Genomic DNA, 25,761 nt, shown 5'->3' with positions numbered 1-25,761 from the left:
TCACAGAAAACCCACGGAAAACAGCCATTTACGAGATGAAATGGCACCTTCCGAGAGAGGAAGGTGGTGACCCCTACGGGAATCGAACCCGTGTTTCAGCCGTGAGAGGGCCGCGTCCTGACCGCTAGACGAAGGGGCCACAGGCCGCGTGGGGCGGCGAGTAGGGGGCCGCGTTTAGGAAAGCGCGTCGGCGCCGTCAAGGGAAACTCGCGCAATTTCCCTCCACCCAGAAAAAACCACCCCATGCGATTCGCATGGGGTGGCCAAGGTTCAGGGAGGAGACGCCTCCAAAAGGGGGAGGCGCCCATACGACACACCCGAAAGGGGGGCAGGTGCGCCGTATGTTCGGTAAATAGAGAAAATCGCGCGGAGTTTCAAGTGGCGCCGCGCAACCTTTTTCCTTAAATGCCTGTCATGAATGCTTAATTTGGTTAAGCATCCGCTGTCTGGGGCGCTGCCGGAACCGCGATCGGCCCCTTGCCCTGGGACACCTGCGCCTCGAACAGCTCACGCATGAGCTGCAACGAGAAGAGGTGCGCATGGATCAGCGGCAGCATGCCGTTCTGGCTGATCTTGCGAAGCTGGTCGCCGCGCATGTCCCGCAGCTTTTCCTCGTTCACCATGCGGAATCCGCGATAGACGAAGGGCTGTTCATTGCCGGGCACCTGGATGGCGACTTCGCCGTCCATCAGCAGGTCGAGATCCTTCAGATCCTTCATGAACTGGCCGGTGCGCGCCGCCGCCTGCTCGAAATCCTCGCAGAATTTGAGCACGCCCTGCGTCAGTTCGCTGGGCTTGCCATCCTCGAACAGCGCCTGGCCTTCCTCGAACGTGCCGAGCGCGTCGCTGGTCGGATCGAAGCAGAGCGAGAGTTCGTCGCTGTCGGAACGCAGCTTCGCCAGCATCCAGGGATAGCGGCGGACATAGGCGGGCACATAGGCCGGTCCGCGCAGCTTGCCCTCGTCGTCGAGGAAGGTGTTGACGCCTTCGTTGAGGCCCATCAGCGCCAGCGGAACCGGCTCGTCCCCGGCGGAGAAGATGATCGGCACGAAGCGCTGGGCGGCGACGAATTCGTCGACCGTCAGGGGAATGGCGTGCTGGGTCGTCAGGAACGGCGCCGAATCGACGGTGCGGCTGCGCCAGGCGGCATGATCGACGCTGCTCAGCGGGATGAGGTCGTTGTAGAAGACGGGAAGGCCGTTCGCGGGCGCGCTTGCCATGATGTGCTAGTCCATTTCCAACAAAAAGCGGCGCATTTTGCCTTGCGCCGCGAGCATGATACTGGGCCGGGCAGGATAAGGCCCTTGCATGCGGGAGGCAATCGCTTTCGACGCCCGGCGCGGCGGGCGGGCCGGGTTTCAGCCTTCCTCCGGCCTGGGGATCAGCTTGTCGGGGTTCATGATGCCCTGCGGGTCGAAGGCGGCCTTGATCGCGCGCAGGGCGTGGAGGCGCGCGGGACTGGCGAGGCGGCCCAGTTCGGCGCGTTTCATCTGGCCGATGCCATGCTCGGCGGAGATGGAGCCGCCAGCCGCGACCACTGCGTCATGAACGAAGGCGTTGATCGCCTGCCCATGCGCCGCGATCCAGCCCGGCCCATCGGTCGTGCCCCTGGGGGCGCGGACATGGAAATGGACGTTGCCGTCGCCCAGATGGCCGAAGGAGGAGGCGGTGGTCCCAGGGAAGGCCCTTTCCGCCGCTGCCGCCGCATCCACCATGAAGGCGGGCATGCGGGCGACCGGCACGCTGACGTCATATTGCAGCGCCGGCCCCTGCGCCCGCTCGGATTCGGACAGCGATTCGCGGATGCGCCAGAAGGCCTCCGCCTGCGCTTCATTGGCGGCGATGGCGGCGTCGACGGCGATGCCCCGTTCCAGCGCCTCGGCCAGCGCGCCTTCCAGTTGCTCGGCCGGTCCGGGATCGCGCAGGTCGCCATGATCGACCTCGATCAGCACGTGCCAGGGAGTGCGGGTCGCGATGGGGCAGCGGGTGCCGGGGATGTGCGAGAGGACATGGCCGAGGCCATCGTCGGCGATCACCTCGAACCCCTCGACGCTGTCGCCCAGATGCGCTTCGCACAGCCGGAGCAGCGCGAGCGCGTCGGCGGGGGAGGGGACGCCGATCCAGCCGACCGCGCGCGCCGCAATGGCGGGGACAAGGCGCAGCGAAGCGGCGGTGACGATCCCCAAAGTCCCCTCAGCGCCGATCAGCAACTGCTTGATGTCATAGCCGCGATTGTCTTTCCTGAGGGCATCCAGGCCGTGGAAGATGCCGCCGTCGGGCAGGACAGCCTCCAAGCCTTCGACCAAAGCCCGCATCGTGCCGTGGCGCAGCACCTGCGTGCCGCCGGCATTGGTGGAGATGAGGCCGCCGATGGTGGCCGAACCCTTGGCCCCGAGGCTCAGGGGAAAGCGACGGCCGGCGGCGGCGGCGGCATCGTGGAGGTTGGAGAGAATCACGCCCGCTTCGCAGACGGCAAGATTGTCGTCCGGCGACAGGCTGCGGATATGGTTCATCCTGCGGAGCGACAGGATCAGCGCGGAGCCGTCCGCCGGGGGCGTGGCGCCGCCCACCATGGACGTGTTGCCGCCCTGCGGCACCAGCGGCACGGAAAGGTCGGCGGCAAGGCGGACGGCGGCGGCGACCTGCTCCGTCGTTTCGGGCTGAAGAATGGCGGACGCCGCGCCATGATAGCGTCCGCGCCAGTCGCTGAGCCACGGCGCGATGTCGTCCGCATCGGTCACGACGCGCTTTTCCCCCAGCAGGGCCGTGAATCGGGCGATAACATCTTGTCCTGTCATGGGACTGTCCTATGCCTTGGAATTCATCGACGGTTCAACCTTTGGCCCATAGCGTCTGCGTCCCAAAAGGGGTTCGACTTGTTTCATTCTGTCCTGCTGCTGTTCACCGCGTCAGCCGCCGAGCCCGTGCAGTGGGCGCAACTGACGATAGAGCAGCGCGTCATCATCCGCGTTCCGATGGCAAGGAAGGGACGCGCGCCCGCTCGTCCCGTCCCCCAGGCGCGGGACGACTGGAAGGAAAGGAAGGGGCCGCGCTGCATCGCGCTGCGCTCGATTCGCTCCGCAAGCATATTGATGGACAATGCCATAGACCTGCTGCTGGCGGACAATCATCGCTACCGCGCCAGGCTGGAGCGCGGGTGCAACAGCATGGGGTTCTATTCCGGCTTCTATGTCGAACCCGATGAGGATGGCTCGCTCTGTTCCGGGCGGGACGAGTTGCAGGCGCGCAGCGGGGCAAGTTGCGCGATCGACAGTTTTCGCCGGCTGGAGCAGGCCGAACCCGACGATTAGCGCCATCCCCTTCGCGATTTTCTTGACAAGAGGCCGATATTTCCGCAAGGCGCGCCCGATTTCCCCTGCGTGTTCCAACGCGGGGGGAGAGCCTCCTGTCCCGGACATCTGAATGACCTTTGCCGATCTCGGCCTATCCGACGAATTATTGAAGGCCGTTAGCGAGGCCGGATATGACACGCCCACGCCGATCCAGGCGCAGGCGATTCCCCCCGTGCTGATGATGAAGGACATCATCGGCATCGCGCAGACCGGGACGGGCAAGACAGCCAGCTTCGTGCTGCCGATGATCGACATCCTTGCCCATGGCCGCGCCCGCGCGCTGATGCCGCGTTCGCTGATCCTGGAGCCGACGCGGGAACTGGCCGCCCAGGTGGCGGAGAATTTCGAGAAATACGGGAAGTATCACAAGCTCAACATGGCGCTGCTGATCGGCGGCGTGCAGATGGGCGACCAGCTCAAAGCCCTGGAAAAGGGCGTGGACGTGCTGATCGCAACGCCAGGTCGCCTGATGGACCTGTTCCAGCGGGGCAAGATATTGCTCAACGGTTGCAGCATGCTGGTGATCGACGAAGCGGACCGCATGCTCGACATGGGTTTCATCCCTGACATCGAAGAAATTTGCACCAAGCTGCCTGCCCAGCGGCAGACTTTGCTGTTTTCCGCGACCATGCCCGCGCCGATCAAGAAGCTGGCCGACCGCTTCCTCAGCAATCCCAAGTCGATCGAGGTGGCGCGGCCCGCGACCGCCTCCACCAACATTACCCAGCGGCTGGTGAAGGTGGATTCGCGCAAGAAGCGGGAAGCGCTGCGCGCGATGCTGGAAGCGGAGGATGTGCTGAGCGCGGTGATCTTCTGCAACCGCAAGACAACGGTGCGGGAACTCAACAAGAGCCTTCAGCGCCACGGCTTCAGGTCGGGCGAGATCCACGGCGACATAGACCAGTCGGCGCGCATCGCGGAACTGGAGCGGTTCCGTGCGGGGACGGTGAACATCCTGGTGGCGTCGGACGTGGCGGCCCGCGGGTTGGACATCAAGGGCGTCAGCCATGTGTTCAACTTCGACGCGCCCTGGCATCCGGACGATTATGTCCACCGCATCGGCCGCACCGGCCGCGCCGGGGCGAAGGGCGTCGCCTATACCTTCGTGACGGCGGACGATGCCGAGGCGATCGACAATATCCAGAAGCTGATCAAGCAGAAGATCGAGACGATCGACGCGCCGGCGGCCGCTGCCCCCGCCGAAAGGGAGAAGCAGGAGCCGCGCCGTCCGGACAAGGAGCGCAAGAGCGACAAGCGGCGCGACGACCGCCGCCGCGAAGAACCCCGCGCTGCGCGGCCCGAAGGCAATGGCGCCCGGCCGCGGCGGCCGGAACAGGTGGACGATGGCCCGGACGACGGCTGGAACGGGCCGGTTCCGGAATTCCTCTCCGTGGGATTCGGGGCTTAGAAGATCGTGCGGAAAAGCCTGCCTGTCCAAGGGTAGGAATCGGTTTTCCGCTTGGCCATGCCCTCGTTCCCTTCGCGCGCCGGCAGGAGCCCAGTCCCGCCGTGAATGGGCATCACTGCGGCCGGACCAGATTCCTGCGAGCGGTGCGTCTCGCTCCAGTGCCTGCGCGGGAGCAGCTACCCAAAAGAAAGAGTGCGCTCCGGCCCGTTCACTCCCTAGCTGAAATCTCCTTCAACCCACCTGCCGTTTCGCCAGCTTCCTTGCCAGCGTTCGCCGGTGCATGCCCAATCGCCGCGCCGCTTCGGAGATATTGAAGTCGCTGTCCTTCAGCACTTCATGGATATGTTCCCATTCCAGCGTCTTGATCGATGTCGGACGCGGCGCCAGCGGCGTGGACGGATCGCCGGCCGATCGGGCGAACGCCGCCTCTATGTCGTCGGTGTTGGACGGCTTGGCCAGATAGTTGGACGCGCCGAGCTTGATGGCCTCCACCGCCGTCGCGATGCTGGCGAAGCCGGTCAGCACGACGATCACCATCGCGGGATCATGGGCATGCAAGGTCCGCACGCACACCAGCCCCGACTCCGCGCCCAGCTTCAGGTCGACCACGGCGAAGCCCGGCCTGTTGCCCGCCAGCACCCTTTCCAGCGCCGCGTGGCTGTCCGCCGTCAGCACCATATAGCCGCGCCGTTCGAAGGAGCGCTTCAGCGTCTTCGCGAAGGCCTCGTCATCTTCTACAATCACCAGCAGGCGATCCGTCATGCAGTCGTCTCCTCCAGCGCCACCGTGCCCAGCGGCAGCCGCAGCAGGATCAGCGCCCCGCCGTCGGCGCCGTTGCTCGCGCTGACGCTGCCGCCCAGCTTGCGCACGACATTGACCACAAGGAACAGGCCCAGGCCGTGGCCTTCCTTGCCCTTGCTCGATCGATAGGGCTTGCCGAAATCCTCCAGCATCGCCTGCGAAAAGCCGCTGCCATTGTCGCGGACCGCGATGTTGAGCGAGCTGCAGTCGCGCCCGACGAGCAGGTCGATATAGGTCGCGCCTGCCTCCCGCGCATTGTCGAGCAGGTTGCCGATCGCCTGGCGGATCACCGGATCGGCGACGATGCGGGGATAGTCGTGCGGCCCGAAATCGCAGCGCAGCGGCATGCCGGGATTGGCCCTGCGCCACTCCATGGCGATGCCCTCGATGAAATCGCGCACATTGGTGACTTCCGGCGCCTCGCCCCGCGCCTCTCCGGAGGAAAGGAGGATGCCGGTGACGATCTGCTTGCAGCGCTGCACGGCGGCCTGCATCTCCTCCACTTCCTCGACCAGGGCGGCGTGTTCCGTCACCTCCGGCATATGTTTCCAGTCGCCCAGCACCACCGCAAGCTGGGAAAGGGGCGTGCCCAGTTCATGCGCCGCGCCCGACGCCAGCAGGCCCATGCGGACGATATGCTCCTCCTCCGCCGCCTGTTGCCGCAGCCGGGCGAGATAGGCCTCCCGCGCCTGGAGGTTGCGCGTCACCGGCAGCATGAACAACACCAGCAGCACGGCGACCATGGTGAGGCAGATCCAGGTGCCGACGATATGCAGGTCGAACAGATGGCCTTCCAGCGCGCCGTTGAGATCCAGCGGCCGGTAATGCAGCGCCAGCAGCCCCGCGCACAGCGCCGAGACGAAGACGATGCCCCAGATGCTCCAGCGATCAAGCAGCACCGCGCCCAGCGCCACCTGCACCAGATAGAGGGAGATGAAGGGATTGGTCGCCCCGCCGGAAAGATAAAGCTGCGCCGTCAGCAGCAGCACGTCGAACAGCAGCGACAGGAACAGTTCGGCATGGGACACGTCCGTTCGCCTGCGCAGCACGCCCAGGCTGAGGCCGTTCATCGCCATTGCCATGCCCGCGAGCAGCAGCATCGGCGCCAGCGGCAGGCGGATGCCCATGACGAAATGCACTGCCACTATGGTGATGAGTTGGCCCGCGATCGCCAGCCAGCGCAATTGCACCAGCAGCGCCAGATTCTTGCGCCCGGCGGCGTCGGCGGGCCACTGGCTGGGTTGCCAGAGGGTGCTGATCGGCAGGGTCCGGTTCATCCCCGGCGGTCTTTCCGCTCCTGGCGCATGACGAATATGTACGCGCCCGCGACCATCGCCGCCAGTGCGAACCATGTGATCGCATATTGCAGGTGGCTGTTGGGGAATTTGACGACGGTAAGACCGCCGACGGGCAAGCTGTCGGGGTCGCGGGCGGCGTCGGCGTCGATGAAATAATCCGGCACTGGTCCGCTGATCCTCTGCGTCGCGGCGATGGCGGCGACGTCGCGGGAATACCAGCGGTCGGCCGCCGGGTCGTTGGAGCGCAGGAAGCCGCCGCCCGGCTCGCTGAGGCGGAGCAGGCCCGTCACATGCACCTCGCCCGGCGGTCTTGCATAATCCCGCCGCCTGTCGGGCGGCACGAAGCCGCGATTGACGATCAGGGTGAAGCCCTGGTCGGTGACGAGGGGGGTCAGCACCCAGAAACCGGGTCCGCGCACCGTCACGGCCTGCACCAGCGCGGCCTTGTCATGGAGGAAATGGCCCGAAATCCGCGCGCGGCGATATTCGTCGGCCCTGCCGGCGGCGCGGGGGGCGGGAATGGGGAGCGCGTGGATGCGGGCGTCGACGCGGGCGATCAGGTCGCGCTTCCAAGCGAGGCGCTGGACCTGCCAGGCGCCCAGCGCGCAAAATCCGGCGAAAAGGAGGAGGGCGATCAGCGTCGGGCCGATGGGAAAGGCCGGGGAGCGCCGGGAGCGCTCCCCGTCGCGGGCCGTTGTCACGGCATCTCGCTCATATTGTGCATGGCGCGCATTTCCTGGGTCGGACCCATGTCCATCTCCATCTGCGCGTGCGGCATCATGTTGGCGTTCAGATGATACATGACCCACAGGGATCCCGACAGGACGATGACGACCAGCACCACGGTCAGCATCATCGCCATGAACGACCAGCCGCCTTCCACGCGGGTGTTCATGTGCAGGAAGTAGATCATGTGGACCACCACCTGCACCGCGGCGAAGCCCATGATGACGACGCCGGTCAGTTGCGGATCGTTCAGCGCGCCGCTCATCACCAGCCAGAATGGAATGGCCGTCAGGATCGCCGACAGGCCGAAGCCGATCATGTAGCTGCCGAAGCTGCCGTGCGCGCCTTCTTCATGATGGCCGTGATCGTGGGAATGGACAGCGTCGCTCACCGCAGGACTCCCATCAGATAGACGAAGGTGAAGACGCCGATCCAGATGACGTCCAGGAAGTGCCAGAACATGGAAAGGCACAACAGGCGGCGCTTGTTGGCGGGGATCAGGCCCTTTTTCGCGACCTGCGCCATCAGAGTCACCAGCCAGATCGAACCGAAGGTGACGTGCAGCCCGTGGGTGCCGACCAGCGTGAAGAAGGAGGAGAGGAAGGCGGAACGCCACGGCCCCGCGCCCTCATGGATGAGATGCGAGAATTCGTAGAGTTCGATGAACAGGAACGCCCCGCCGAACAGCAGGGTGACGAACAGCCAGCCCTGGGTGGCGCTGACCCGGTTCTTCTCCATCGCCAGCATGGCGAAGCCGTAGGTGATGGAGGAGAAGAGCAGCATCGCGGTGTTGAGCGCGATCAGCGGCAGGTCGAACAGGTCTTTCGGCCCCGGCCCGCCTGCATAGCTGCCGCCCAGCACCGCATAGGTGGCGAAGAGGATGGCGAAGATGAGGCAGTCGCTCATCAGATACATCCAGAAGCCCAGCATGGTGCTGTGGCCTTCGTGGAGGTGCGGTTCCTCGGCCAGGTGATAGGCCCTGGGTTCCATAGGTGCAGTTGCGCTGCTCATGCGTGTCAGGCTCCCAACGCCGCGAGGGTGCGCGTGCGATCTTCCTCGGTGCGCGTGACGACATCCGCCGGGATATGGAAGTCGCGCTTGTAGTTGAAGCTATGGCCGATGGCGACGGCGACGATGCCGATGAAGCTCAGCCCCGCAAGCCACCAGATGTACCAGATGAGCGCGAAGCCGCACAGCGTCGCCAGCCCGGCCAGGATCACGCCCGCGCCCGTGCTGCTCGGCATGTGGATCGGCTGATAGCCGCTCAGCGGGCGCTGATAGCCGTTCTTCTTCATGTCCGCCCAGGTGTCGCCGTCGTACACGACGGGGGTGAAGGCGAAATTATAGTCCGGCGGGGGCGAACTGGTCGCCCATTCCAGGGTGCGGCCGTCCCAGGGATCGCCGGTCGGATCGCGAAGCTCGTCGCGCTTCCAGATGGACAGGGCGAACTGGATCAGCATGGCGCCGATGCCCAGGGCGATGACGGCGGCGCCGATCGCGGCGACGACGAACCAGGGTTGCAGCGACGGATCGTCCAGCACGCGCAGGCGGCGCGTGACGCCCATCAGGCCGAGCACGTAGAGCGGACCGAAGGCCAGCCAGAAACCGATGTTCCAGCACCAGAAGCTGACCTTGCCCCAAAAGACGTTCAGCCTAAAGCCGAAGGCCTTGGGCCACCAGTAGTTGATCGCCGCGAACAGGCCGAACAGCACGCCGCCGATGATCACATTATGGAAATGCGCGATCAGGAACAGCGAGTTGTGCAGCACGAAGTCCGCAGGCGGAACCGCAAGGAGCACGCCGGTCATGCCCCCGACCGTGAAGGTCAGCATGAAGGCGACGGCCCACATCATCGGCAGCTCGAACCGGATCTTGCCGCGATACATGGTGAACAGCCAGTTGAACAGCTTGGCGCCCGTGGGGATCGAGATGATCATCGTCGTGATGCCGAAGAAGCTGTTGACGCTGGCGCCCGAACCCATGGTGAAGAAATGGTGCAGCCACACCAGATAGGACAGCACCATGATGGTGCAGGTCGCATAGACCATGGAGGTGTAGCCGAAGAGGCGCTTGCCGCAGAAGGTCGACACCACTTCGGAGAAGACGCCGAACAGCGGTAGGATGAGGATATAGACCTCCGGATGGCCCCAGATCCAGATGAGGTTGACGTACATCATCGGATTGCCGCCGAAATCATTGGTGAAGAAGGCGGTGCCGGCATAGCGGTCCAGCGAGAGCAGGACGAGCGTGGCGGTCAGGATCGGGAAGGAGGCGACGATCAGGACGTTGGCGCAGAGCGAGGTCCAGGTGAACACCGGCATCTTCATGAGGGACATGCCCGGCGCGCGCATCTTCACGATGGTCGCGATCAGGTTGATGCCGGATAATGTCGTGCCGACGCCCGCCACCTGCAACGCCCAGATATAGTAATCGACGCCCGTGGCCGGGCTGTAGGCGATGCCCGACAGCGGCGGATAGGCCAGCCAGCCGGTCTGCGCGAACTCGCCCAGGAACAGCGACATCATGACCAGCACGGCGCCGCCCGTCGTCATCCAGAAGCTGAAATTGTTGAGGAAGGGAAAGCTGACGTCGCGCGCGCCGATCTGAAGCGGGACGATATAGTTCATCAGGCCGGTGATGAACGGCATCGCCACGAAGAAGATCATGATGACGCCGTGCGCGGTGAACACCTGGTCATAGTGATGGGCGTTCAGATAGCCTTCGGAACCGTTGAAGGCCCAGGCCTGCTGGATGCGCATCATGATCGCGTCCGCAAAGCCGCGCAGGAACATGACGAGGCCCAGCACCATGTACATGATGCCGATCTTCTTGTGATCGACGCTGGTGAACCATTCCTTCCAGAGATAGCCCCAGAGCCGGAAATAACTGAGCGCCGCGACCAGGGCGACGCCGCCCAGCACCACCGCGACGAAGGTCGCGACGATGATGGGCTCATGCCATGGGAAGCTGTCCCATGTCAGGCGACCGAAGATCATCTGTGCGGTTGTCATTGTGCCGGTCATGGGCCTTACCGATGCTGCGCGTGCGCCTCAGCGCCGCCGTGGGAAGAGTGATCGAGAGGGGCGTTCGAAGCCGCGGGAGCGTCGGGTGCGGTTTCCTGCCCCTTATTCTCGTCCGACTGTTCGATCACATGGCTGTTGGGGAAATCGTAGCGCAGACCCTTTGTGTCGCGCGCCGACTCCTTGCCCGCGCCGCCCATCATGTTGACGTGCATCAGCTCGCCCATGCAGCGCTGGCCGGGCCGCGGGCACAGATTGACGATGGCATCGAACAGCTTGGGGTCGACAGCGGAGAAATAGGCGACGGGCGCCTTCTCGCTCGGCTTGGCCAGGGCCAGATAGGCGTCGCGGTCAAGACGGGCGCGGCTCGCCTTCGCCCTGGCGGCCCAGGCATCGAACCCGGCCCTGTCCAGCGCACGGTAGGTAAAACGCATGTGGGTGAAGCCGGCGCCCGAATAATTGGCGGAAATGCCGGTGCCCGCGACAGGCCGGTTGGCGACGGCGTGCAACTGCGTCTTCATGCCGGGCATGGCATAGATCTGGCCGGCCAGTTCAGGCACGTAAAAGCTGTTCATGACCGTCGAGGCGGTGATGTCGAACCGCACCGGCACATTGACCGGCAGCGCCAGTTCATTGACCGTGGCGATGCCCAGTTCGGGGTAGATGAACAGCCATTTCCAGTCGAGCGCCACGACCTCGACCGTCAGCGGCTTGATACGGGGGTCGACCGCCGTCTTCGCGTCGATGCGGTCGAGCGGCCTGTAGGGGTCCAGCTTGTGCGTGCTGACCCAGGTCAGCGCGCCCAGGCAGATAATGATCAGCAGCGGCGCGGACCAGATCAGCAGTTCCAGCTTGGTGGAATGGTCCCAGTCCGGATCGTAATCCTTGTCCGCCGCCTCGTTCGCCGCCCGGTAGCGCCAGGCGAAGAAGACGACCAGCGCCATGACCGGAACGACGATCAGCAGCATCAGCGCGGTCGAGATCAGGATCAGGTCGCGCTGCTGCATCGCAATGTCGCCAGACGGGTTCATCACGACCCAGTCGCAGGCCGTCAGCGGCAGCGCCAGGAGCGGAGCGGACCTTCGGAAAGTCGGGGTCCAGCCCAGGAAGGTGGGATGTGGCATGGGCCGCGCCTACCGCTTCCGCGAGGAGTCGAACAGTGGACAGTTTGTCCTATTGTACGCGGGTGCAAAAAATGCATGAATTGCGGGATACCGCTTAGACTCTGCGGGTTTTCTGCTATGTTGCCTGTCCATGGCCGCCGGCGGAACAGAAGACGTTTGAGGAGGCTTGCCCAAGGAGCGGATGCCTATGAGTTCACCGGCCATGACCTTCACCTCCCGCTCGCTGGAGGATGATGCGCGCCTGATCAATGCGCGGGACCACAAGATCGCGCCGGGTGATATTTCCATTGGCGTGATCATTGGTCGCACCTCCGAATTCTTCGATTTCTTCGTTTACGCCATCGCCTCTGTCATCGTGTTTCCGAGCCTGGTGTTCCCCTATGTGGATGCGCTGACGGGCACGCTCTATTCCTTCGCGATCTTCGCTGTCGCCTTCATTACGCGGCCGATCGGTTCGTTGATCTTCATGGCGATCGACCGCCACTTCGGGCGCGGAACGAAGCTGACGGTCGCCTTGTTCCTGCTCGGCGGTTCGACTGCCTCCATCGCTTTCATGCCCGGTTATGCCACGATTGGCCATTATGCTGCGTTAGTCCTGATCATCTTGCGCGCCGCGCAGGGCGTCGCGCTGGGCGGCACCTGGGACGGGCTGGCGTCGCTGCTGTCGCTCAACGCGCCGCGGCATCAGCGCGGCTGGTACGCCATGGTGCCGCAACTCGGCGCGCCGTTGGCCCTGCTGGTGGCGAGCGGGCTGTTCGCCTTCTTCCTGATGACCCTGTCGCGGGCGGACTTCCTCGACTGGGGCTGGCGCTATCCCTTCTTCGTCGCCTTCGCGATCAACGTGGTCGCGCTGTTCGCCCGCCTGCGCATCGTGGTGACGCATGAGTTTGAACGCCTGTTCGAACAAAGGGATCTCCAGCCGTCCGAAATCCTGCCGACGGTCAAGGCGGAAGGACGCAACATCGTCATCGGCGCCTTCGCCCCGCTGGCCAGCTTCGCGCTGTTCCACATGGTGACGGTGTTCCCGCTGAGCTGGGTCGCACTCTTCACCAACCAGCCGCTGGAGCGCTTCCTGATCATCGAGATGATCGGCGCGTCGGTCGGCCTGCTGGCGATCGTCGTTTCGGGTTTCATCGCGGACCAGATCGGTCGTCGTTCGCTGCTGGCATGGTCGGCGCTAGGCATAGCGATATTCAGCGTCATGGCGCCGCTGCTGCTGAACGGCGGCGACCTGGGCGAAGTGGCCTTCATGATCCTGGGCTTCATGCTGCTGGGGCTGGCTTTCGGCCAGTCGTCCGGCGTGGTCGCGTCCAATTTCGCGACGGAAACGCGCTATACCGGATCGGCGCTGACGTCCGACCTGGCCTGGCTGGTCGGCGCTGGTTTCGCGCCGCTGGTGGCCTTGCTGCTGTCCGTGAAATTCGGGCTGGCCGCCTCTGGCATCTACCTGTTGTCGGGCGCGGTGGCGACGATGGTGGCGCTCTACATCAACAAGGAACTGGCGGCGCGGGATAGATAAGGCGTCATCCGCCGTCATCTTCAAAAAGGGACCGGAGAGAGATTTCTTCTTGGGCCTTTTTCTCCACGCTACATCAAGCTCTAATCCCCCTGCGCGGAAGCCCGCATCCGCGCCAGCGCTTTCCGGTCGAACCATCCCGCGGGCAGCGCTCGCGGCGCGAAGCGCGGCAGCCAATCTCCATAAAGCGCATCCATCCGCGCCGGCAGCCCGCCCACTCCCTCCCGGCCCATGATCTCCGAAATGATCCTGTTCTGATAAAAGCGAACCGAATAGTTGATCATCCGCCGATATTGCATGCGCAGGGTCGAGGGCCGCAACAGGCTGACCGCCTCGCAGCGGAAGCTGGCTTCCTCGCAGGCCAGGATGCGCTCCCGCCGCCAGTCGACGTCGCGTCCCAGATCGGTATGCGCCCATGCCGCGACCAGCCCGTCGTCTCCGATCAGGTCTTCGGGCAGCCGCAGGCCCTTCATCCGGATCGCCGCGACGAAGCGCCCCGACAGCGCGTAGAGATCGCCGAACAATCCCCGTTCCTCGCGCAGGCTGCGGCGATAGGCTGCCGCGGATCGCCCATTTGCCGGCATCCCCGCCGCTGCATTGGCGCCTGGCTGCGCGGCGAGATCCGACACCAGCGCGTCGATCGATCCGGGCAGGATCTCCGCATCGCCGTCCATGAAGATGACGGCATCTTCTCCGCCGGTCAGCAGGTGGTGGACAAAATGGTTCCAGGTCCGCGCCTTGCCCCCGGCGGCGAGATCGTGAACCATGACATTCGCCCGCCCGCCGGCCGCCTTCCGCGCGCGATCTGCCGTGGCGTCGGTCGATCCGTTGACCAGCACATGGAAGACGCTGTCCGCGCGGTCGAGCGGCAGCGACGCGAGGCAAGGGCCGATCCGCCGTTCCTCCTGATGCGCGAATATGCCGACCGCGACGCCCATGCCTAGCGGAAATCCCAGCCCTGCTGTCCATGGCGGGCGAGGTCCAGCCCCTCGGCTTCTTCCCGCGCGCCGATCCGCGCGGGCGTCACGACCGACAGCATCAGCGCGATGATGGCCGTTCCCGCCATCGCCCAGATCGCCACCGCCGCGATGCCGATGCACTGCGCGATGAAGGCGCCGGCAAGGCTGATTCCCGCCGCGAATCCGACCCCGCCCAGCGCCGGCAGCACGAAGGGGAGCAGCATCAGCGCGCCCGTCAGCCCGCCCAGTCCGTGGATCACGAAAATATCCGCCGCGTCGTCGATACGGTCGCCCAATAATCCCTTCGCCAGTCGGCAGGCCATGGCCGCGATCAGCCCGATGGCCATCGCCCCGCCCGGTCCCACCAGCGCGCCGGAGGCGGAGATCGCCACCAGCCCGGCGAGCGCGCCCGAAACCAGGCCATTGGCGGTGACATGCCCCTTGTCGATCCTCTCCACCAGCATCCATCCGAACAGGCCCGCGCAGGCGGCGAAATGGCCGTTCAGTATGGCGGTCGCGGCGTTGTCCGTCGCGCCGAAGGACCATCCGCCCAATATGCCGACCCAGCCGATCCACAGCAGAAGTCCGCCCGCAATGCCCAGCACAGGCGCATGTCCGGCAGAGGCGGCGCGCCGCCTGCCAACCACCAGCACCAGCGCGAACGCGGAAAAGCCGGCGCTCAGATGAACGACCAGCGCCCCTGCAAAATCCATGACGCCCATGGTGGCGAGCCACCCGCCGCCCCAGACCCAATGCACCACCGGCGCATAGACCAGCAGCAGCCAGAGCAGGGCAAAGGCCGCCATCCACCCCAGGCGCACCCGTTCCGCGACCGCGCCCGGCAACAGGCCGGCGGCAAGCATCGCCAGCGCCATTTGGAACAGCACGAAGGCCGATTCCGGCACGGTCAGCCCATCGCGCAGCGCGCCCAGATCGGCCAGCAACAGATGCGCCCGGCCGCCCAGCCACCCGCTTCCCGGCGCATAGGCGAGGCTATAGCCGACAAGCCCCCAGAGCAGCGAAACCCCTGCAGCCACCGCCACCCCCTGCACGCCGATCGACAGCGCGCTGCGCACATGGACGAGGCCCGCATGGCGCAAGGCGAGTCCCGGCAGCGCCGCCAGCAGCACCAGCAGGCCACACAGCATCATCCATGCCGTGTCGCCGCTGTCCGCTACAGCCACTTGCGCCATGGCGGGCCGCGGCGTTGCCGACAGCAGGAGAAGGAGAATGGCAAGGAGGCGATGCATCAGGTGATCCGGCAATCCATATCCGGGCCGTCGTAACGCAGGCGAGGTAAAGACTTGCCTAACCCTGATCGTTTGCCGCCAGACGGCGATGTCCACGGCAGCGTGGTGATTTGAGCGGTTTCCCATCATTCCCCCTCCCGAGGCACGTGACTCGTTTGAAGGGGGCAGGGGGTGGTCTGGCGCGACATCAGGGTTGTGTTGCAGCGGCCAAGTTGGAAGCTCGCTACGCTCGCGCCCACCCCCAGCCGCTCCCGTTTACGGGAGGGGAGCAGAACGTCCGCAACTGGCCTTTCCCCACATTCCGAATTTTCCGCGCCGCCTAATAGGCTTCCCCGCCGCAACTGATCCGCCCCGTCCCGCGATTATCGACGCTGCAGGCGGCTTTCCCCGCCACCGTCACATCGCCCGATCCGGATGCCGAAACCCTGGCCGAGACCTCCGCCGTCACCGCCACATTTCCCGGGCCATCATTCACCACCGTGGCTTGCCGCACCCGCAGGCCTTCCGCCATCACCGCTCCGGGGCCGGTGACGCGGATCGCCGCCACGCCTGCCCGGCCGGACAGGTTCGCCCGGCCGGCTCCGGCCACCCCCAGGCTGAGCTGGTCCAGATCCACCGCCGCCACGCTGACATCGCCATTGCCGCCCAGCACGATCTCGCCGCGCAGGCCCTTCATCCGGCTGACCGACACCGATCCGCCGCCGGTCAGCACCACGCGGTTGAGGTCGCCGGTCGACAGCCGCAGCACCGCGCGCCCGCCCGACTTCTCGCCCGATCGCGCCCGCTCCAACGTCACCGCGAGCAGGCGGCCGGATACGTCCACCTTCAGCCGGTCCAGCATCGCCTGGTCGCCTTCCGCCCGCGCTGAAGCGCCCGCGCCTGTGGTGATGACGACCTCCACCGGCGCATCCACGCGGATGGCGTCGAAGCCGGTGATGGTGAATCCGCGCGTGGCCGCCGCCGCCGGGACGGCAGACAGCATCATGGCGCTCAGCAGGGCGAACGAGCGGGGCAGCGGCATGAAAATCTCCCAGGCCATGTCGATCTGATAGGGGTCGGCCGTAGCGGTTCCAAGCCCCTTGTTCGTCGCACCGGATCAGGCAAGATCGTCAGGTTTTCAAAAGGGACATGCGGCGGATGCGCAAATGGATTTCCGGACTTCTCCTGGGCTTGATCAGCACCACGGCCCCCGCTGCGCCCGAAGATCGGGGCGAAGCCTGGTGGAAACATGTCCGCACCCTTGCCGACGATGGCTATGAAGGGCGCGGGACGGGCAAGCCCGGCCATGAGAGGGCGGCTGATTATGTGATCGGGCAGCTTCGGGCGCTCGGGCTGAAACCGGCAGGGATCGACGGCTATAAACAGCCCGTCGCCTTTACCGAGCAGGTGATCCTGTCGCAGGAGAGCAGCGCTTCGCTGACGGGGCCGGGCGGCGATACCGCGCTGGCGGCGCCCGCCGACATCATCTTTTCCGGGGGAGGCGGCCCGGCCCCTGAAAATGTGAGCGCGCCTCTGGTCTTCGCCGGTTACGGCCTGCACCTGCCGGAGGTGGGGCATGACGATTTCGCCGGGCTCGACCTCAAGGGCAAGATCGTGGTGGTGGTTTCGGGCGGTCCCGCGACCATCTCCGGCGCCCTCAAGTCCCATGCCCGTTCGGAACGGGCGGCGTGGCTGGCAAGGCAGGGGGCTTTGGGGCTGATCCAGCTCGTGACGCCCAAGCAGGTGGAAATTCCCTGGGACCGGCGCATGGCGCTGGCCAGCCAGCCGGCGCTGTACTTTCGCGACGCAACCCTGCGGGAGACGCTGACGCCCTTCCTCTCCGCCCAGTTCGACCCGGCCAAATCCGCTCTGCTCTTTGCCGGGTCGGGCCATGATTTCGCGCAGGTCGCCGCCGCCGCCGACAGTTCCGGCCCGGTGCCGTCCTTCCCGCTGGCCCAGCGACTGAACGCGAAGGTGGCGGCGAGGCGCGCCGATCTGAATTCTCCCAACATCATCGCGGTGATGCCGGGCACGGACCCGCTGCTCGGCAAGGAATATGTCGTCCTCTCCGCGCATCTGGACGGATATGGGATGGGCACGCCGATCAACGGGGATGCGATCTACAACGGCGCTCTCGACAATGCGTCGGGCGTGGCCAGCCTGCTGGAAATCGCCCGGACCCTGCGCGAGGGCAAGGTGAAGCCCAGGCGATCGATCCTCTTCGCCATCGTCACGGCGGAGGAGAAGGGTCTGCTCGGCTCCAGCTATTTCGCGCGGAGGCCGACCGTGCCGCAGAAGGCGATGGTGGCCGACCTCAATTTCGACATGGCGCTGCCGATATTCCCGCTGACCAGCGTGACGCCCGTGGGTTACGACCAGAGCAGCCTGGGCAAGGATGCCGAAGCGGTCAGCGCGGCCATGAACCTGCCCATCACGCCCGATCCCTTTCCGGACCGCAATGTCTTCATCCGGTCCGACCAGTACAGCTTCATCCGGGCGGGCATTCCCGCGCTGTTCTTCAAATATGGCTTCAAGGCGGGCACGCCGGAGGCGACGGTGGAAAGGGCGTGGCGCGCCAACATCTACCATTCGCCCAAGGACGACGCGAACCAGCCGGTGATGCCCGCCGAATCGGTGAAGCTGAACGATTATGTCGCCGCCGTGACCCTGCGCGTCGCAAACGCCCCCGGCCGCCCGCAATGGAATGAGGACAGCTTCTTCCGCCGCTTCGCCAAATAGCCTTCGTGCTGCTTGATCCGGCCGGGGCAGGGGCCTAAACCCCCGGCCATGACCCAAGCCTCCTATCCGGCGCTTCGCCTGCGCCGCACCCGCGCCTCGGCCTGGAGCCGGGCGATGCACGCCGAAAACCGCCTGACCCCCAGCGACTTCATCTGGCCGCTGTTCGTCACCGAAGGGAGCCGGGCGGAGGAACCCATCAAGTCGCTCCCCGGCGTCTCCCGCTGGTCGGTCGACCTGATCGTCGAGCGCGCCAGGGAGGCGCAGGCGGCGGGCATTCCCTGCCTCGCCCTCTTCCCCAATACCCAGCCCGATCGACGCAGCGACGACGGGGCGGAGGCGCTCAACCCCGACAATCTCATGTGCCGCGCCATCCGCGCCATCAAGGACGCGGTGCCCGACATCGGCGTCCTGACCGACGTGGCGCTCGACCCCTACACCGCCCACGGTCAGGACGGACTGCTGGACGAGACGGGCTATGTCGTCAACGACGCCACCATCGACGTCCTCATCGGCCAGTCGCTCAACCAGGCGGCGGCGGGCGCGGACATCATCGCGCCCAGCGACATGATGGACGGCCGCGTCGGCGCCATCCGCGAAGCGCTTGAGGAGGAAGGCCACGCCAATGTCCAGATCATGGCCTATGCCGCCAAATATGCCAGCGCCTTCTACGGCCCGTTCCGCGACGCGGTCGGCTCCGGCGGCCTGCTGAAGGGCAACAAGAAAAGCTATCAGATGGACCCCGCCAACAGCCAGGAAGCGCTGCGCGAAGTCGCCCTCGACATCGCCGAAGGCGCCGACAGCGTGATGGTGAAGCCGGGCCTGCCCTATCTCGACATCATCGCGCGGGTGAAGGACCGGTTCGAAGTCCCTGTCTTCGCCTATCAGGTGTCGGGCGAATATGCGATGCTGGAGGCCGCCGCAGCCGTAGGCGCGGGGGACCGCGACGCGCTGGTGCTGGAAACGCTGCTGGCGTTCAAGCGGGCGGGCTGCTCAGGCGTCCTCACTTACCACGCCCTCCACGCTGCCCGATTGCTCGGAGCCTGAAATGACCGACTATCCCGACGTCTCCATCATTCCCTTCAACGGCAAGACCCCGAAAATCCACCCCAGCGCCTTCATCGCCCCCGGCTGCCGGATCATCGGCGATGTGGAGATCGGCCCCGACGTCAGCATCTGGTATAATTGCGTGATCCGCGCCGACGTGAACTTCATCCACATCGGCGCGCGCACCAATATCCAGGACGGCACGGTGGTCCATTGCGACAGCCCCGGCGACCATATCGACGGCCGCCCGTCCGAAGGCTGGCCGACGATCATCGGCGAAGACGTGCTGATCGGCCATATGGCGATGGTCCATGGCTGCGTGCTGAAGGACCGCGCCTTCGTCGGCCTGGGCGCCATCGTCATGAGCGGCTGCACGGTCGAAAGCGACGCCATGCTGGCCGCCGGAGCGCTGCTCTCGCCGGGCAAGACGGTGCTGCACCGCCAGCTATGGGCGGGCCGCCCCGCCAAATATATGCGCGACCTGTCCGACGAAGCGCTGATCGACATGCGCGAAGGCGTCGACCATTATGTGCACAATGGAAAGGCCCATAAGGGCGCGGTGAAAGCGGCGTCGTCGGATTGAGAACTTTTCCGAATTAAACCGGCGTGCTCCTGCGAAGGCAGGAGCCCAGTTCGGAGGGTAAGACTGGGCTCCTGCCTTCGCAGGAGCACGTCGCGTAATTTCTATAGCCTAAGGCTGCGCCAACCGCCCCTTGAGCGCATCCAGCCGGTCATTCTGCCCATCGACAATCGCCAGCGCAGCCCCCCGCGCCGCGTCGATGGCGTCGATCCCGCCGCTGACCTTGCCCTCGGCCACCGCATTGCTGCGCTCCACATACAGCACGTCCAGACTGGCCAAGGCCGACACGCTGCCGTTCCGCGCCGTTTCCAGCGCGCTCAGCGCCGTCTGCGCCGCCACCCAGGCCTCGCTGGAAACCGCCGACCCCGCCGCCGCCCGCGTGGCCGTGTCCGCCGCAGGCCAGGCCTGGTCGAACGCCGCGCCGCCCGCCTCGGCCTGCGCCTTCAGCCGGTCCACATCGCGGACCAGCTCCGGCTCCGGCGCGACCGGGGAGGGGGCAGGCGCCGCCTCGGCAATCGGCGCATCCTCTATCGCCCGCTTGGCGAGCGACGGATAGCCCTGAAAGGTGCTGGCGCAACCGGACAGGAACAGGACCAGGGAGGGAAGCAGCCGACGCGGGATCATCGCCCGCATCTAGGATGGAGCGCGCCCGGACGCAAGATCAGCGCGGCAACGCCGCCGCCTCCCGCGCCAGAGCCTCGATCCTCGCCGCGTCGACCGGCCCCTTGGGCACCACCCAGCTTCCGCCCACGCATTTGACGAAGGGTTCCGCCAGCCATTGGGGCGCGCTTTCCGCCGTGATCCCGCCGGTCGGGCAGAATCGCGCCTCCTGCAACGGCGCCGCCAGCGCCTTCAGCGCTGGCAGCCCGCCCGAAGTCTCCGCCGGGAAGAATTTGAAATGCGACAGCCCCATGTCCAGCCCGCGCATGATGTCGCCCGCCGTCGCCGTGCCGGGCAGGAAGGGAATGCCCGCCGCAATCGCCGCCTTGCCCAGAGGCTCGGTCAGGCCGGGGCTGACGATGAAGCGCGCCCCGGCCGCCATCGCCGCATCCAGTTGCGCGGGATTCAGCACCGTCCCCGCGCCGACCACCGCGCCTTCGACCTGCGCCATCTCCCGGATCACGTCCAGTGCGGCGGGCGTCCGCAACGTCACCTCCAGCGCGGGCAGGCCGCCCTTCACCAGCGCCCGCGCAATCGGCAGCGCATCCTCGACCCGGTCGACCACCAGCACCGGAATCACCGGCGCCAGTTCCATCACCCCTTCTACGCTCAGCGTCATCATCTCTTCTCCCGAAAGGCGGCGGCCGCGCCGTACAGCCCGATTTCGTCATGCAAGGCGAGCCGGATCGGCACCGCCTTCATCAGGCTCTCGAACCGCCCCTTGGCGGTGAAGCGCTGATGGAACCCGCTCTGCGGCAGCAAGGCCCGCATCCGCTGCGTCAGCCCGCCCGCCAGCACCACCGTGTGCGGTCCCTGCGCCAGCGCCAGATCGCCCGCGACCGACCCGTAGGACATGCAGAAACGATCGAACGCCGCCCGCGCGAATTCGTCCGTGCCGTCGATGGCCGCCTGCCACAATTCGGCATCCTCCATCAGCACGACCCGATCATGGCCGATGGTCGCCATCGCCTTGTAGATATTGTTCAGGCCCGGCCCCGACACGATCCGCTCCGTCGACACGCGCAGGAACTTGTCGCGCAGATAGGCGAGTATCTTCTCCTCCAGCGGATCGAGCGGCGCGAAGTCCAGATGCCCGCCCTCGGTCGCGATGACATGCGGCTCGCCATCGTCGAAGGCGATCATCGCCACGCCCAGCCCGGTGCCCGGCCCCAATATCGTCACCCCGCCGTCCCGCGGAAAGGGCCTGTCCTCCCCGAACAGCAGCGGCAGATTCTCCTTGGGCAGGCGCGCCACGGCATGGGCCACCGCCTCGAAATCATTGACCAGCCGCAGATGCTTCAGCCCCAGTTCCTCGTCCAGCGCATCGGGCCGGATCACCCATGCGCTGTTGGTCAGCTTGATCACCTCCCGCCCGATGGCGGTGGCGAAGGCGATGGAGGCGGCATTGGGCAGCTTGCCGCCCTCATCCTCCACGAACGCGGCCCAGCAGGCCTGAAGGCTGGGATAATCCGCGACCTTATATTTGCGCACCTTGCCCAAAGTCGGAACATTGCGCGCATCCAGTTTGGCGCGGGCGAAGCGGGCATTGGTGCCGCCGATGTCGGCGGCGATGATCTCGGTCATATTTCGTGCCTTGAATATATCAGTCGTCATTCCCGCGAAGGCGGGAATCCATCTCCTGCCATCGCACCAACCGCCAGGTTTGGAGATGGATTCCCGCCTTCGCGGGAATGACAGGTTCGTTCAGGCGCAACCCCTCACAGTTCGCTTTCCATCGCCGCCAGAATGGGCGAGGCGCCGCTTTCCGCCAGATCGCTATGATGCCGGAACAGCGCGAACAGTTCGCGCCCGGTATCATAGGGGGCAGGGGGAGCCGCCGGAACGTCCCGCGCCTCCCATTCCTCCGCGTCCACCAGCGCCTCGATCCGGCCCGCCTCCGCGCAGACCCGCACCACGTCGCCATCGCGCAGCCTGCCGATGGGACCGCCGCCCAAAGCCTCCGGCGACAGATGGATCGCCGCCGGCACCTTGCCCGAAGCCCCCGACATGCGCCCGTCCGTCACCAGCGCCACGCGGAACCCGCGATCCTGCAACACGCCCAGCGCCGGGGTCAGCTTGTGCAGTTCGGGCATGCCGTTCGCCCTCGGCCCCTGGAAGCGCACCACCACCACGACGTCCCGTTCCAGTTCGCCCGCCTTGAACGCCCGCAGCACATCGTCCTGATCGTGGAACACCGCTGCCGGAGCCTCGATGGTCCAGCGCTCTCTGTCGACCGCGCTCACCTTCATGACGCAGCGGCCCAGATTGCCGGACAGCAGCTTCATGCCGCCATCCGGGCTGAACGGACGGGCCACGGGCCGCAGGATGCTCTCATCCCGCGATTCCGGCACCTCCTTCCACGCCAGCGCGTCATTCTCCAGCACCGGCTCCTGCCCATAATCGGCCAGCCCCCGGCGCGCGACGGTCGGAATGTCGCCATGCAGCAGGCCGTTGCCCAGCAATTCCCGGATCACATAGGACATGCCGCCCGCCGCATGAAAATTGTTCACGTCGCCCGATCCGTTCGGGTAAACCCGCGCCAGCAACGGCACGACATCGGAAATCTCCGCGAAATCGGTCCAGTCGATGACGATCCCCGCCGCCCGCGCAATGGCGGGCAGGTGGATCGCATGGTTGGTCGACCCGCCGGTCGCCATCAGGCCGATGATCGCGTTGACGATGGCCTTCTCATCGACGCAATGGCCCAGGGGCCGGTAATCGTCGCCGTTCCACCCGATGCGCGACAATTGATGCACCGCCGCCCGCGTCAATTCCTGCCGCAGCTTCGTGCCCGGATGCACGAAGGAAGCGGCGGGCATGTGCAGCCCCATCATCTCCATCATCATCTGGTTGCTGTTGGCCGTGCCATAGAAGGTGCAGGTGCCCGCGCCGTGATAGCTGGCGCTTTCGGACTCCAGCAATTCCTCCCGGCCCACCTTGCCCTCGGCATAAAGCTGCCGGATGCGCACCTTTTCCTTGTTCGCCAGCCCCGAAGGCATCGGCCCGGCGGGGATCAATATGGTCGGCAGATGCCCGAAGCGCAGCGCCCCGATCAGCAGCCCCGGCACGATCTTGTCGCAAATGCCCAGCAGCAGCGCGCCCTCGAACATCGCATGGGACAGGGCGATGGCCGTCCCCAGCGCAATCGTGTCGCGGGAAAAGAGCGACAGGTCCATGCCTGCCTGACCCTGGGTCACGCCGTCGCACATGGCCGGAACGCCGCCCGCCACCTGCGCGGTGCAGCCGACCTCCCGCGCCGCCAGCTTGATCTGCTCCGGATAGCGGCCATAGGGCTGATGCGCCGACAGCATGTCGTTATAGGCGGTGACGATGCCGAAATTCATCGCCGCCCCGGCGCGGATGACAGCCTTGTCTTCGCCGCTCGCGGCAAAGCCATGCGCCAGGTTCCCGCACGAAAGCTGGTCGCGGTTGGTGCCCGCGTCCCGTCCGCGCTCGATCAGGCTCAGATATTTCAGGCGCGAAGCGGCGCTGCGCTTCACGATGCGTTCGGTGACCCTGGCGATCACCGGATGAAGATCAGTCATTCCAGCTTGCTCCGTCTCTTTCGATCAGGGCAATGGCTGAGGACGGCCCCCAGTTCCCCGAAGAATAGGGCGAAGGCTTCACGCCCGCCTCCTTCCACCCGTCGATGATCGAATCGATCCAGGTCCATTGCGCCTCCACCTCGTCGCGCCGCACGAACAGGGTGGCGTCGCCCGCCAGCAGGTCCAGGATCAGCCGTTCATAGGCGATCCGGCGGCGCTGCCCGGCGAAGGCGGCGGTCAGCGACACGTCCAGCGTCACCTCCTCCAGATGCACCTCGCGCTCCAGCCCCGGCCTTTTGCTCATGATCAGCAGGCGGATATATTCCTCCGGCTGCAACCGGATGATCAGGGTGTTCGGCTCCAGCCCCGACCCGCCATTCCGCCCGAAGATCGAATGGCGCACCGGCTTGAACTGGATCAATATTTCCGACTGACGCGCGGGCAGCCGCTTGCCGGTGCGCAGATAGAAGGGCACGCCCTGCCAGCGCCAATTGTCGATATGGGCCTTCAACGCCACGAAGGTTTCGGTTTCGGACGGCTTGCCCAGTTCGTCGGCATAGCCGGTGACGATCTGCCCCCCGACCGCGCCGGGCGTATATTGGCCGCGCACACTGTGCGTCTTGACCGTCTCGGCGGTCATCGGGCGCAGCGAACGCAGCGCCTTCACCTTCTCGTCGCGCACGGCGGTCGGGTCCATCCGCGCGGGCGGCTCCATGGCGATGATCGACAATATTTGCAGCACATGGTTCTGCACCATGTCGCGCAGCGCGCCGACCCCGTCATAATAGGAAACCCGGCCCTCCAGCCCCACCGTCTCGCCCACGGTGATCTGCACATGGTCGATGGCGGTGGCGTTCCACAGCGGCTCGAACATCACATTGCCGAAGCGCAGCGCCAGCAGGTTCTGGACCGTCTCCTTGCCCAGATAATGGTCGACGCGGAAAATCTGCTCCTCCGCGAACAGCGCGCCGATGCCGTCATTCACTTCTTTGGAGGAGGCCAGATCCTTGCCGATGGGCTTTTCCATCGCGATTCGCGTCTTCGGCGTGATCAGCCCCGCCTCGGCCAGCCCCTGCGCGGTCGGCGCGAAGAGGGAAGGGGGCGTCGACAGATAGACGGACACGCCCTTGTCCAGCCGCCCGTCCAGCCGCTCGCCCAGCGCCTTGAACTGCGCGGCATTGCCCGCCTCCACCGGCTGATAGACGATGATGGCGCGCAGCCGCTCCGCAATCTCCGCATCATAGCGGTCGGCGGCCAAAAATTTCCGCAGCGCCTTGTCGATGTCGGCGCGAAATTCTTCATCGGTGAATTCCGACCGCCCCGACGCGATGATCAGGAAATCGTCCGGCAACAGCCCGTCGGCCAGCAGATTGTAGAGCGAAGGAAAGATCATCCTGTGCGCCAGGTCGCCGGTGGCGCCGAACAACAGGAACGTGGCAGACGGTTCGGTCAAAGGATACCCCTTTTCCGTTTGGTGTTTTCAGGTCTGCACGAAGCCGCCCTTATAGCCTGCGGCCCTCGTTACGCAAGCAGGCTATCGCCGCGACATTCATCTCGCAACCGCGAGAGGGCGGAAACGTTGATTTTTGGCTGGACGCTGGCCGCCGATTTTGCCATTTGGCGCACGGCCATGACATGCGGGCGTGGTGAAACTGGTAGACGCGCCGGACTCAAAATCCGGTTCCGAAAGGAGTGTCGGTTCGATTCCGACCGCCCGCACCATCCTTTTCGATCATCCGCATCGAAGGGCCTGCCGGAT

General features: G+C 65.6%; 23 protein-coding genes and 2 tRNA genes. 7 read left to right on the top strand and 18 right to left on the bottom strand.

The genetic code is table 11. The features are described from left to right. Nucleotides 1-64: 64 nt before the first annotated feature. From Sj15T_RS07020 to Sj15T_RS07010, 3 genes are all read right to left on the bottom strand, one after another. Nucleotides 65-139: transfer RNA gene (locus Sj15T_RS07020), tRNA-Glu, on the bottom strand. Nucleotides 140-431: 292 nt separating this feature from the next. After that, a complete protein-coding gene (locus Sj15T_RS07015; RefSeq protein ID WP_007687800.1) occupies nt 432-1,220 on the bottom strand; it encodes a SapC family protein in 789 nt (262 codons plus the stop codon). 138 nt (nt 1,221-1,358) lie between these two features. Next, nucleotides 1,359-2,798, bottom strand: coding sequence for an FAD-binding oxidoreductase (locus tag Sj15T_RS07010; RefSeq protein ID WP_013040390.1), 1,440 nt, complete (start codon nt 2,796-2,798; stop codon nt 1,359-1,361). Between the two features lie 78 nt (nt 2,799-2,876). Between Sj15T_RS07010 and Sj15T_RS07005 the strand changes: the two genes are divergently transcribed. After that, nucleotides 2,877-3,311, top strand: coding sequence for a hypothetical protein (locus Sj15T_RS07005; RefSeq protein WP_007687796.1), 435 nt, complete (start codon nt 2,877-2,879; stop codon nt 3,309-3,311). Between the two features lie 112 nt (nt 3,312-3,423). Next, on the top strand, nt 3,424-4,761 hold the full coding sequence (locus Sj15T_RS07000) for a DEAD/DEAH box helicase (RefSeq protein WP_007687794.1): 1,338 nt from the start codon (nt 3,424-3,426) through the stop codon (nt 4,759-4,761). A 231-nt stretch (nt 4,762-4,992) separates the two neighbouring features. Here Sj15T_RS07000 and Sj15T_RS06995 read toward each other — a convergent pair whose 3' ends face one another. The 7 genes from Sj15T_RS06995 to cyoA are packed head-to-tail and all read right to left on the bottom strand — an operon-like array spanning nt 4,993 to nt 11,730. After that, nucleotides 4,993-5,523 carry a response regulator transcription factor gene (locus tag Sj15T_RS06995; protein ID WP_007687793.1) on the bottom strand — a complete coding sequence of 177 codons (531 nt, stop codon included), beginning with the start codon at nt 5,521-5,523 and terminating at the stop codon, nt 4,993-4,995. After that, on the bottom strand, nt 5,520-6,839 hold the full coding sequence (locus Sj15T_RS06990; protein ID WP_013040387.1) for an ATP-binding protein: 1,320 nt from the start codon (nt 6,837-6,839) through the stop codon (nt 5,520-5,522). The genes Sj15T_RS06995 and Sj15T_RS06990 overlap by 4 nt, the downstream gene beginning before the upstream one ends. After that, the gene (locus Sj15T_RS06985; RefSeq protein ID WP_013040386.1) at nt 6,836-7,561 is read right to left on the bottom strand and encodes an SURF1 family protein; all 726 of its coding nucleotides are present in this window, start codon (nt 7,559-7,561) and stop codon (nt 6,836-6,838) included. The genes Sj15T_RS06990 and Sj15T_RS06985 overlap by 4 nt, the downstream gene beginning before the upstream one ends. Beyond that, the gene (cyoD, locus tag Sj15T_RS06980; RefSeq protein ID WP_013040385.1) at nt 7,558-7,977 is read right to left on the bottom strand and encodes a cytochrome o ubiquinol oxidase subunit IV; all 420 of its coding nucleotides are present in this window, start codon (nt 7,975-7,977) and stop codon (nt 7,558-7,560) included. The genes Sj15T_RS06985 and cyoD overlap by 4 nt, the downstream gene beginning before the upstream one ends. Next, entirely contained in the window at nt 7,974-8,597 is a 624-nt protein-coding gene (gene cyoC, locus Sj15T_RS06975; RefSeq protein ID WP_041385939.1) for a cytochrome o ubiquinol oxidase subunit III, read from the bottom strand. Before cyoC ends, cyoD begins: the two co-directional genes overlap by 4 nt. Before the next feature lie 5 nt (nt 8,598-8,602). After that, complete coding sequence (gene cyoB, locus Sj15T_RS06970) at nt 8,603-10,609, bottom strand: cytochrome o ubiquinol oxidase subunit I (protein ID WP_013040383.1); 2,007 nt, start codon at nt 10,607-10,609, stop codon at nt 8,603-8,605. Nucleotides 10,610-10,614: 5 nt separating this feature from the next. Then, nucleotides 10,615-11,730 carry a ubiquinol oxidase subunit II gene (gene cyoA / locus Sj15T_RS06965; RefSeq protein WP_013040382.1) on the bottom strand — a complete coding sequence of 372 codons (1,116 nt, stop codon included), beginning with the start codon at nt 11,728-11,730 and terminating at the stop codon, nt 10,615-10,617. Nucleotides 11,731-11,917: 187 nt separating this feature from the next. Between cyoA and Sj15T_RS06960 the strand changes: the two genes are divergently transcribed. Continuing rightward, nucleotides 11,918-13,249: an MFS transporter gene (locus tag Sj15T_RS06960; RefSeq protein ID WP_013040381.1), complete on the top strand. Its 1,332-nt coding sequence runs from the start codon at nt 11,918-11,920 to the stop codon at nt 13,247-13,249. A gap of 80 nt (nt 13,250-13,329) precedes the next feature. Here Sj15T_RS06960 and Sj15T_RS06955 read toward each other — a convergent pair whose 3' ends face one another. The 3 genes from Sj15T_RS06955 to Sj15T_RS06945 form a co-directional block, all read right to left on the bottom strand. Next, the gene (locus tag Sj15T_RS06955; protein WP_013040380.1) at nt 13,330-14,184 is read right to left on the bottom strand and encodes a glycosyltransferase family A protein; all 855 of its coding nucleotides are present in this window, start codon (nt 14,182-14,184) and stop codon (nt 13,330-13,332) included. Nucleotides 14,185-14,186: 2 nt separating this feature from the next. After that, nucleotides 14,187-15,455, bottom strand: a complete 1,269-nt coding sequence (locus tag Sj15T_RS06950; protein WP_013040379.1) for an ammonium transporter — start codon at nt 15,453-15,455, stop codon at nt 14,187-14,189. Nucleotides 15,456-15,774: 319 nt separating this feature from the next. Continuing rightward, nucleotides 15,775-16,494, bottom strand: a complete 720-nt coding sequence (locus Sj15T_RS06945; protein ID WP_013040378.1) for a DUF2807 domain-containing protein — start codon at nt 16,492-16,494, stop codon at nt 15,775-15,777. Between the two features lie 98 nt (nt 16,495-16,592). Between Sj15T_RS06945 and Sj15T_RS06940 the strand changes: the two genes are divergently transcribed. Genes Sj15T_RS06940 through Sj15T_RS06930 form a run of 3 tightly spaced genes read left to right on the top strand, consistent with a single transcriptional unit; the run spans nt 16,593 to nt 19,800 of the window. Beyond that, complete coding sequence (locus Sj15T_RS06940; RefSeq protein WP_013040377.1) at nt 16,593-18,173, top strand: M28 family metallopeptidase; 1,581 nt, start codon at nt 16,593-16,595, stop codon at nt 18,171-18,173. Between the two features lie 48 nt (nt 18,174-18,221). Continuing rightward, nucleotides 18,222-19,217, top strand: coding sequence for a porphobilinogen synthase (gene hemB, locus Sj15T_RS06935; protein ID WP_013040376.1), 996 nt, complete (start codon nt 18,222-18,224; stop codon nt 19,215-19,217). A gap of 1 nt (nt 19,218) precedes the next feature. Further along, nucleotides 19,219-19,800, top strand: coding sequence for a gamma carbonic anhydrase family protein (locus tag Sj15T_RS06930; protein ID WP_007684954.1), 582 nt, complete (start codon nt 19,219-19,221; stop codon nt 19,798-19,800). Nucleotides 19,801-19,908: 108 nt separating this feature from the next. Here Sj15T_RS06930 and Sj15T_RS06925 read toward each other — a convergent pair whose 3' ends face one another. From Sj15T_RS06925 to zwf, 5 genes are all read right to left on the bottom strand, one after another. Continuing rightward, nucleotides 19,909-20,421, bottom strand: coding sequence for a hypothetical protein (locus Sj15T_RS06925; protein ID WP_041386453.1), 513 nt, complete (start codon nt 20,419-20,421; stop codon nt 19,909-19,911). Between the two features lie 37 nt (nt 20,422-20,458). Continuing rightward, nucleotides 20,459-21,076, bottom strand: a complete 618-nt coding sequence (gene eda / locus Sj15T_RS06920) for a bifunctional 4-hydroxy-2-oxoglutarate aldolase/2-dehydro-3-deoxy-phosphogluconate aldolase (RefSeq protein ID WP_041385937.1) — start codon at nt 21,074-21,076, stop codon at nt 20,459-20,461. Next, complete coding sequence (gene glk, locus Sj15T_RS06915) at nt 21,076-22,041, bottom strand: glucokinase (RefSeq protein ID WP_007684960.1); 966 nt, start codon at nt 22,039-22,041, stop codon at nt 21,076-21,078. The genes eda and glk overlap by 1 nt, the downstream gene beginning before the upstream one ends. Nucleotides 22,042-22,175: 134 nt before the next feature. Further along, entirely contained in the window at nt 22,176-24,002 is a 1,827-nt protein-coding gene (gene edd / locus Sj15T_RS06910; RefSeq protein ID WP_013040373.1) for a phosphogluconate dehydratase, read from the bottom strand. Beyond that, entirely contained in the window at nt 23,995-25,455 is a 1,461-nt protein-coding gene (gene zwf / locus Sj15T_RS06905; protein ID WP_013040372.1) for a glucose-6-phosphate dehydrogenase, read from the bottom strand. Before zwf ends, edd begins: the two co-directional genes overlap by 8 nt. A 184-nt stretch (nt 25,456-25,639) precedes the next feature. On the opposite strand from zwf, the gene Sj15T_RS06900 reads away from it, so the two are divergent. Then, nucleotides 25,640-25,724: transfer RNA gene (locus tag Sj15T_RS06900), tRNA-Leu, on the top strand. Nucleotides 25,725-25,761: the final 37 nt, after the last annotated feature.

The sequence above is a fragment of the Sphingobium sp. TA15 genome (assembly GCF_037101235.1).
Classification (GTDB): Bacteria; Pseudomonadota; Alphaproteobacteria; order Sphingomonadales; family Sphingomonadaceae; genus Sphingobium; species Sphingobium indicum.
The sequence above is the reverse complement of the archived record's forward strand: the minus strand, read 5'-3'. Positions and strand labels throughout refer to the sequence as shown.

Excerpts from the sequence above, each read along its gene's own strand:
- Sj15T_RS06995 (WP_007687793.1), bottom strand. The coding sequence starts at position 5,523 with ATGACGGATCGCCTGCTGGTGATTGTAGAAGATGACGAGGCCTTCGCG.
- Sj15T_RS07015 (WP_007687800.1), bottom strand. The coding sequence starts at position 1,220 with ATGGCAAGCGCGCCCGCGAACGGCCTTCCCGTCTTCTACAACGACCTC.
- cyoB (WP_013040383.1), bottom strand. The coding sequence starts at position 10,609 with ATGACCGGCACAATGACAACCGCACAGATGATCTTCGGTCGCCTGACA.
- cyoA (WP_013040382.1), bottom strand. The coding sequence starts at position 11,730 with ATGCCACATCCCACCTTCCTGGGCTGGACCCCGACTTTCCGAAGGTCC.
- Sj15T_RS06945 (WP_013040378.1), bottom strand. The coding sequence starts at position 16,494 with ATGGCCTGGGAGATTTTCATGCCGCTGCCCCGCTCGTTCGCCCTGCTG.
- eda (WP_041385937.1), bottom strand. The coding sequence starts at position 21,076 with ATGACGCTGAGCGTAGAAGGGGTGATGGAACTGGCGCCGGTGATTCCG.
- Sj15T_RS07010 (WP_013040390.1), bottom strand. The coding sequence starts at position 2,798 with ATGACAGGACAAGATGTTATCGCCCGATTCACGGCCCTGCTGGGGGAA.
- Sj15T_RS06930 (WP_007684954.1), top strand. The coding sequence starts at position 19,219 with ATGACCGACTATCCCGACGTCTCCATCATTCCCTTCAACGGCAAGACC.
- Sj15T_RS06950 (WP_013040379.1), bottom strand. The coding sequence starts at position 15,455 with ATGCATCGCCTCCTTGCCATTCTCCTTCTCCTGCTGTCGGCAACGCCG.
- Sj15T_RS06960 (WP_013040381.1), top strand. The coding sequence starts at position 11,918 with ATGAGTTCACCGGCCATGACCTTCACCTCCCGCTCGCTGGAGGATGAT.
- Sj15T_RS06940 (WP_013040377.1), top strand. The coding sequence starts at position 16,593 with ATGCGCAAATGGATTTCCGGACTTCTCCTGGGCTTGATCAGCACCACG.
- edd (WP_013040373.1), bottom strand. The coding sequence starts at position 24,002 with ATGACTGATCTTCATCCGGTGATCGCCAGGGTCACCGAACGCATCGTG.
- hemB (WP_013040376.1), top strand. The coding sequence starts at position 18,222 with ATGACCCAAGCCTCCTATCCGGCGCTTCGCCTGCGCCGCACCCGCGCC.
- Sj15T_RS06955 (WP_013040380.1), bottom strand. The coding sequence starts at position 14,184 with ATGGGCGTCGCGGTCGGCATATTCGCGCATCAGGAGGAACGGCGGATC.
- Sj15T_RS06990 (WP_013040387.1), bottom strand. The coding sequence starts at position 6,839 with ATGAACCGGACCCTGCCGATCAGCACCCTCTGGCAACCCAGCCAGTGG.
- glk (WP_007684960.1), bottom strand. The coding sequence starts at position 22,041 with ATGACCGAGATCATCGCCGCCGACATCGGCGGCACCAATGCCCGCTTC.
- cyoC (WP_041385939.1), bottom strand. The coding sequence starts at position 8,597 with ATGAGCAGCGCAACTGCACCTATGGAACCCAGGGCCTATCACCTGGCC.
- Sj15T_RS07000 (WP_007687794.1), top strand. The coding sequence starts at position 3,424 with ATGACCTTTGCCGATCTCGGCCTATCCGACGAATTATTGAAGGCCGTT.
- Sj15T_RS06925 (WP_041386453.1), bottom strand. The coding sequence starts at position 20,421 with ATGATCCCGCGTCGGCTGCTTCCCTCCCTGGTCCTGTTCCTGTCCGGT.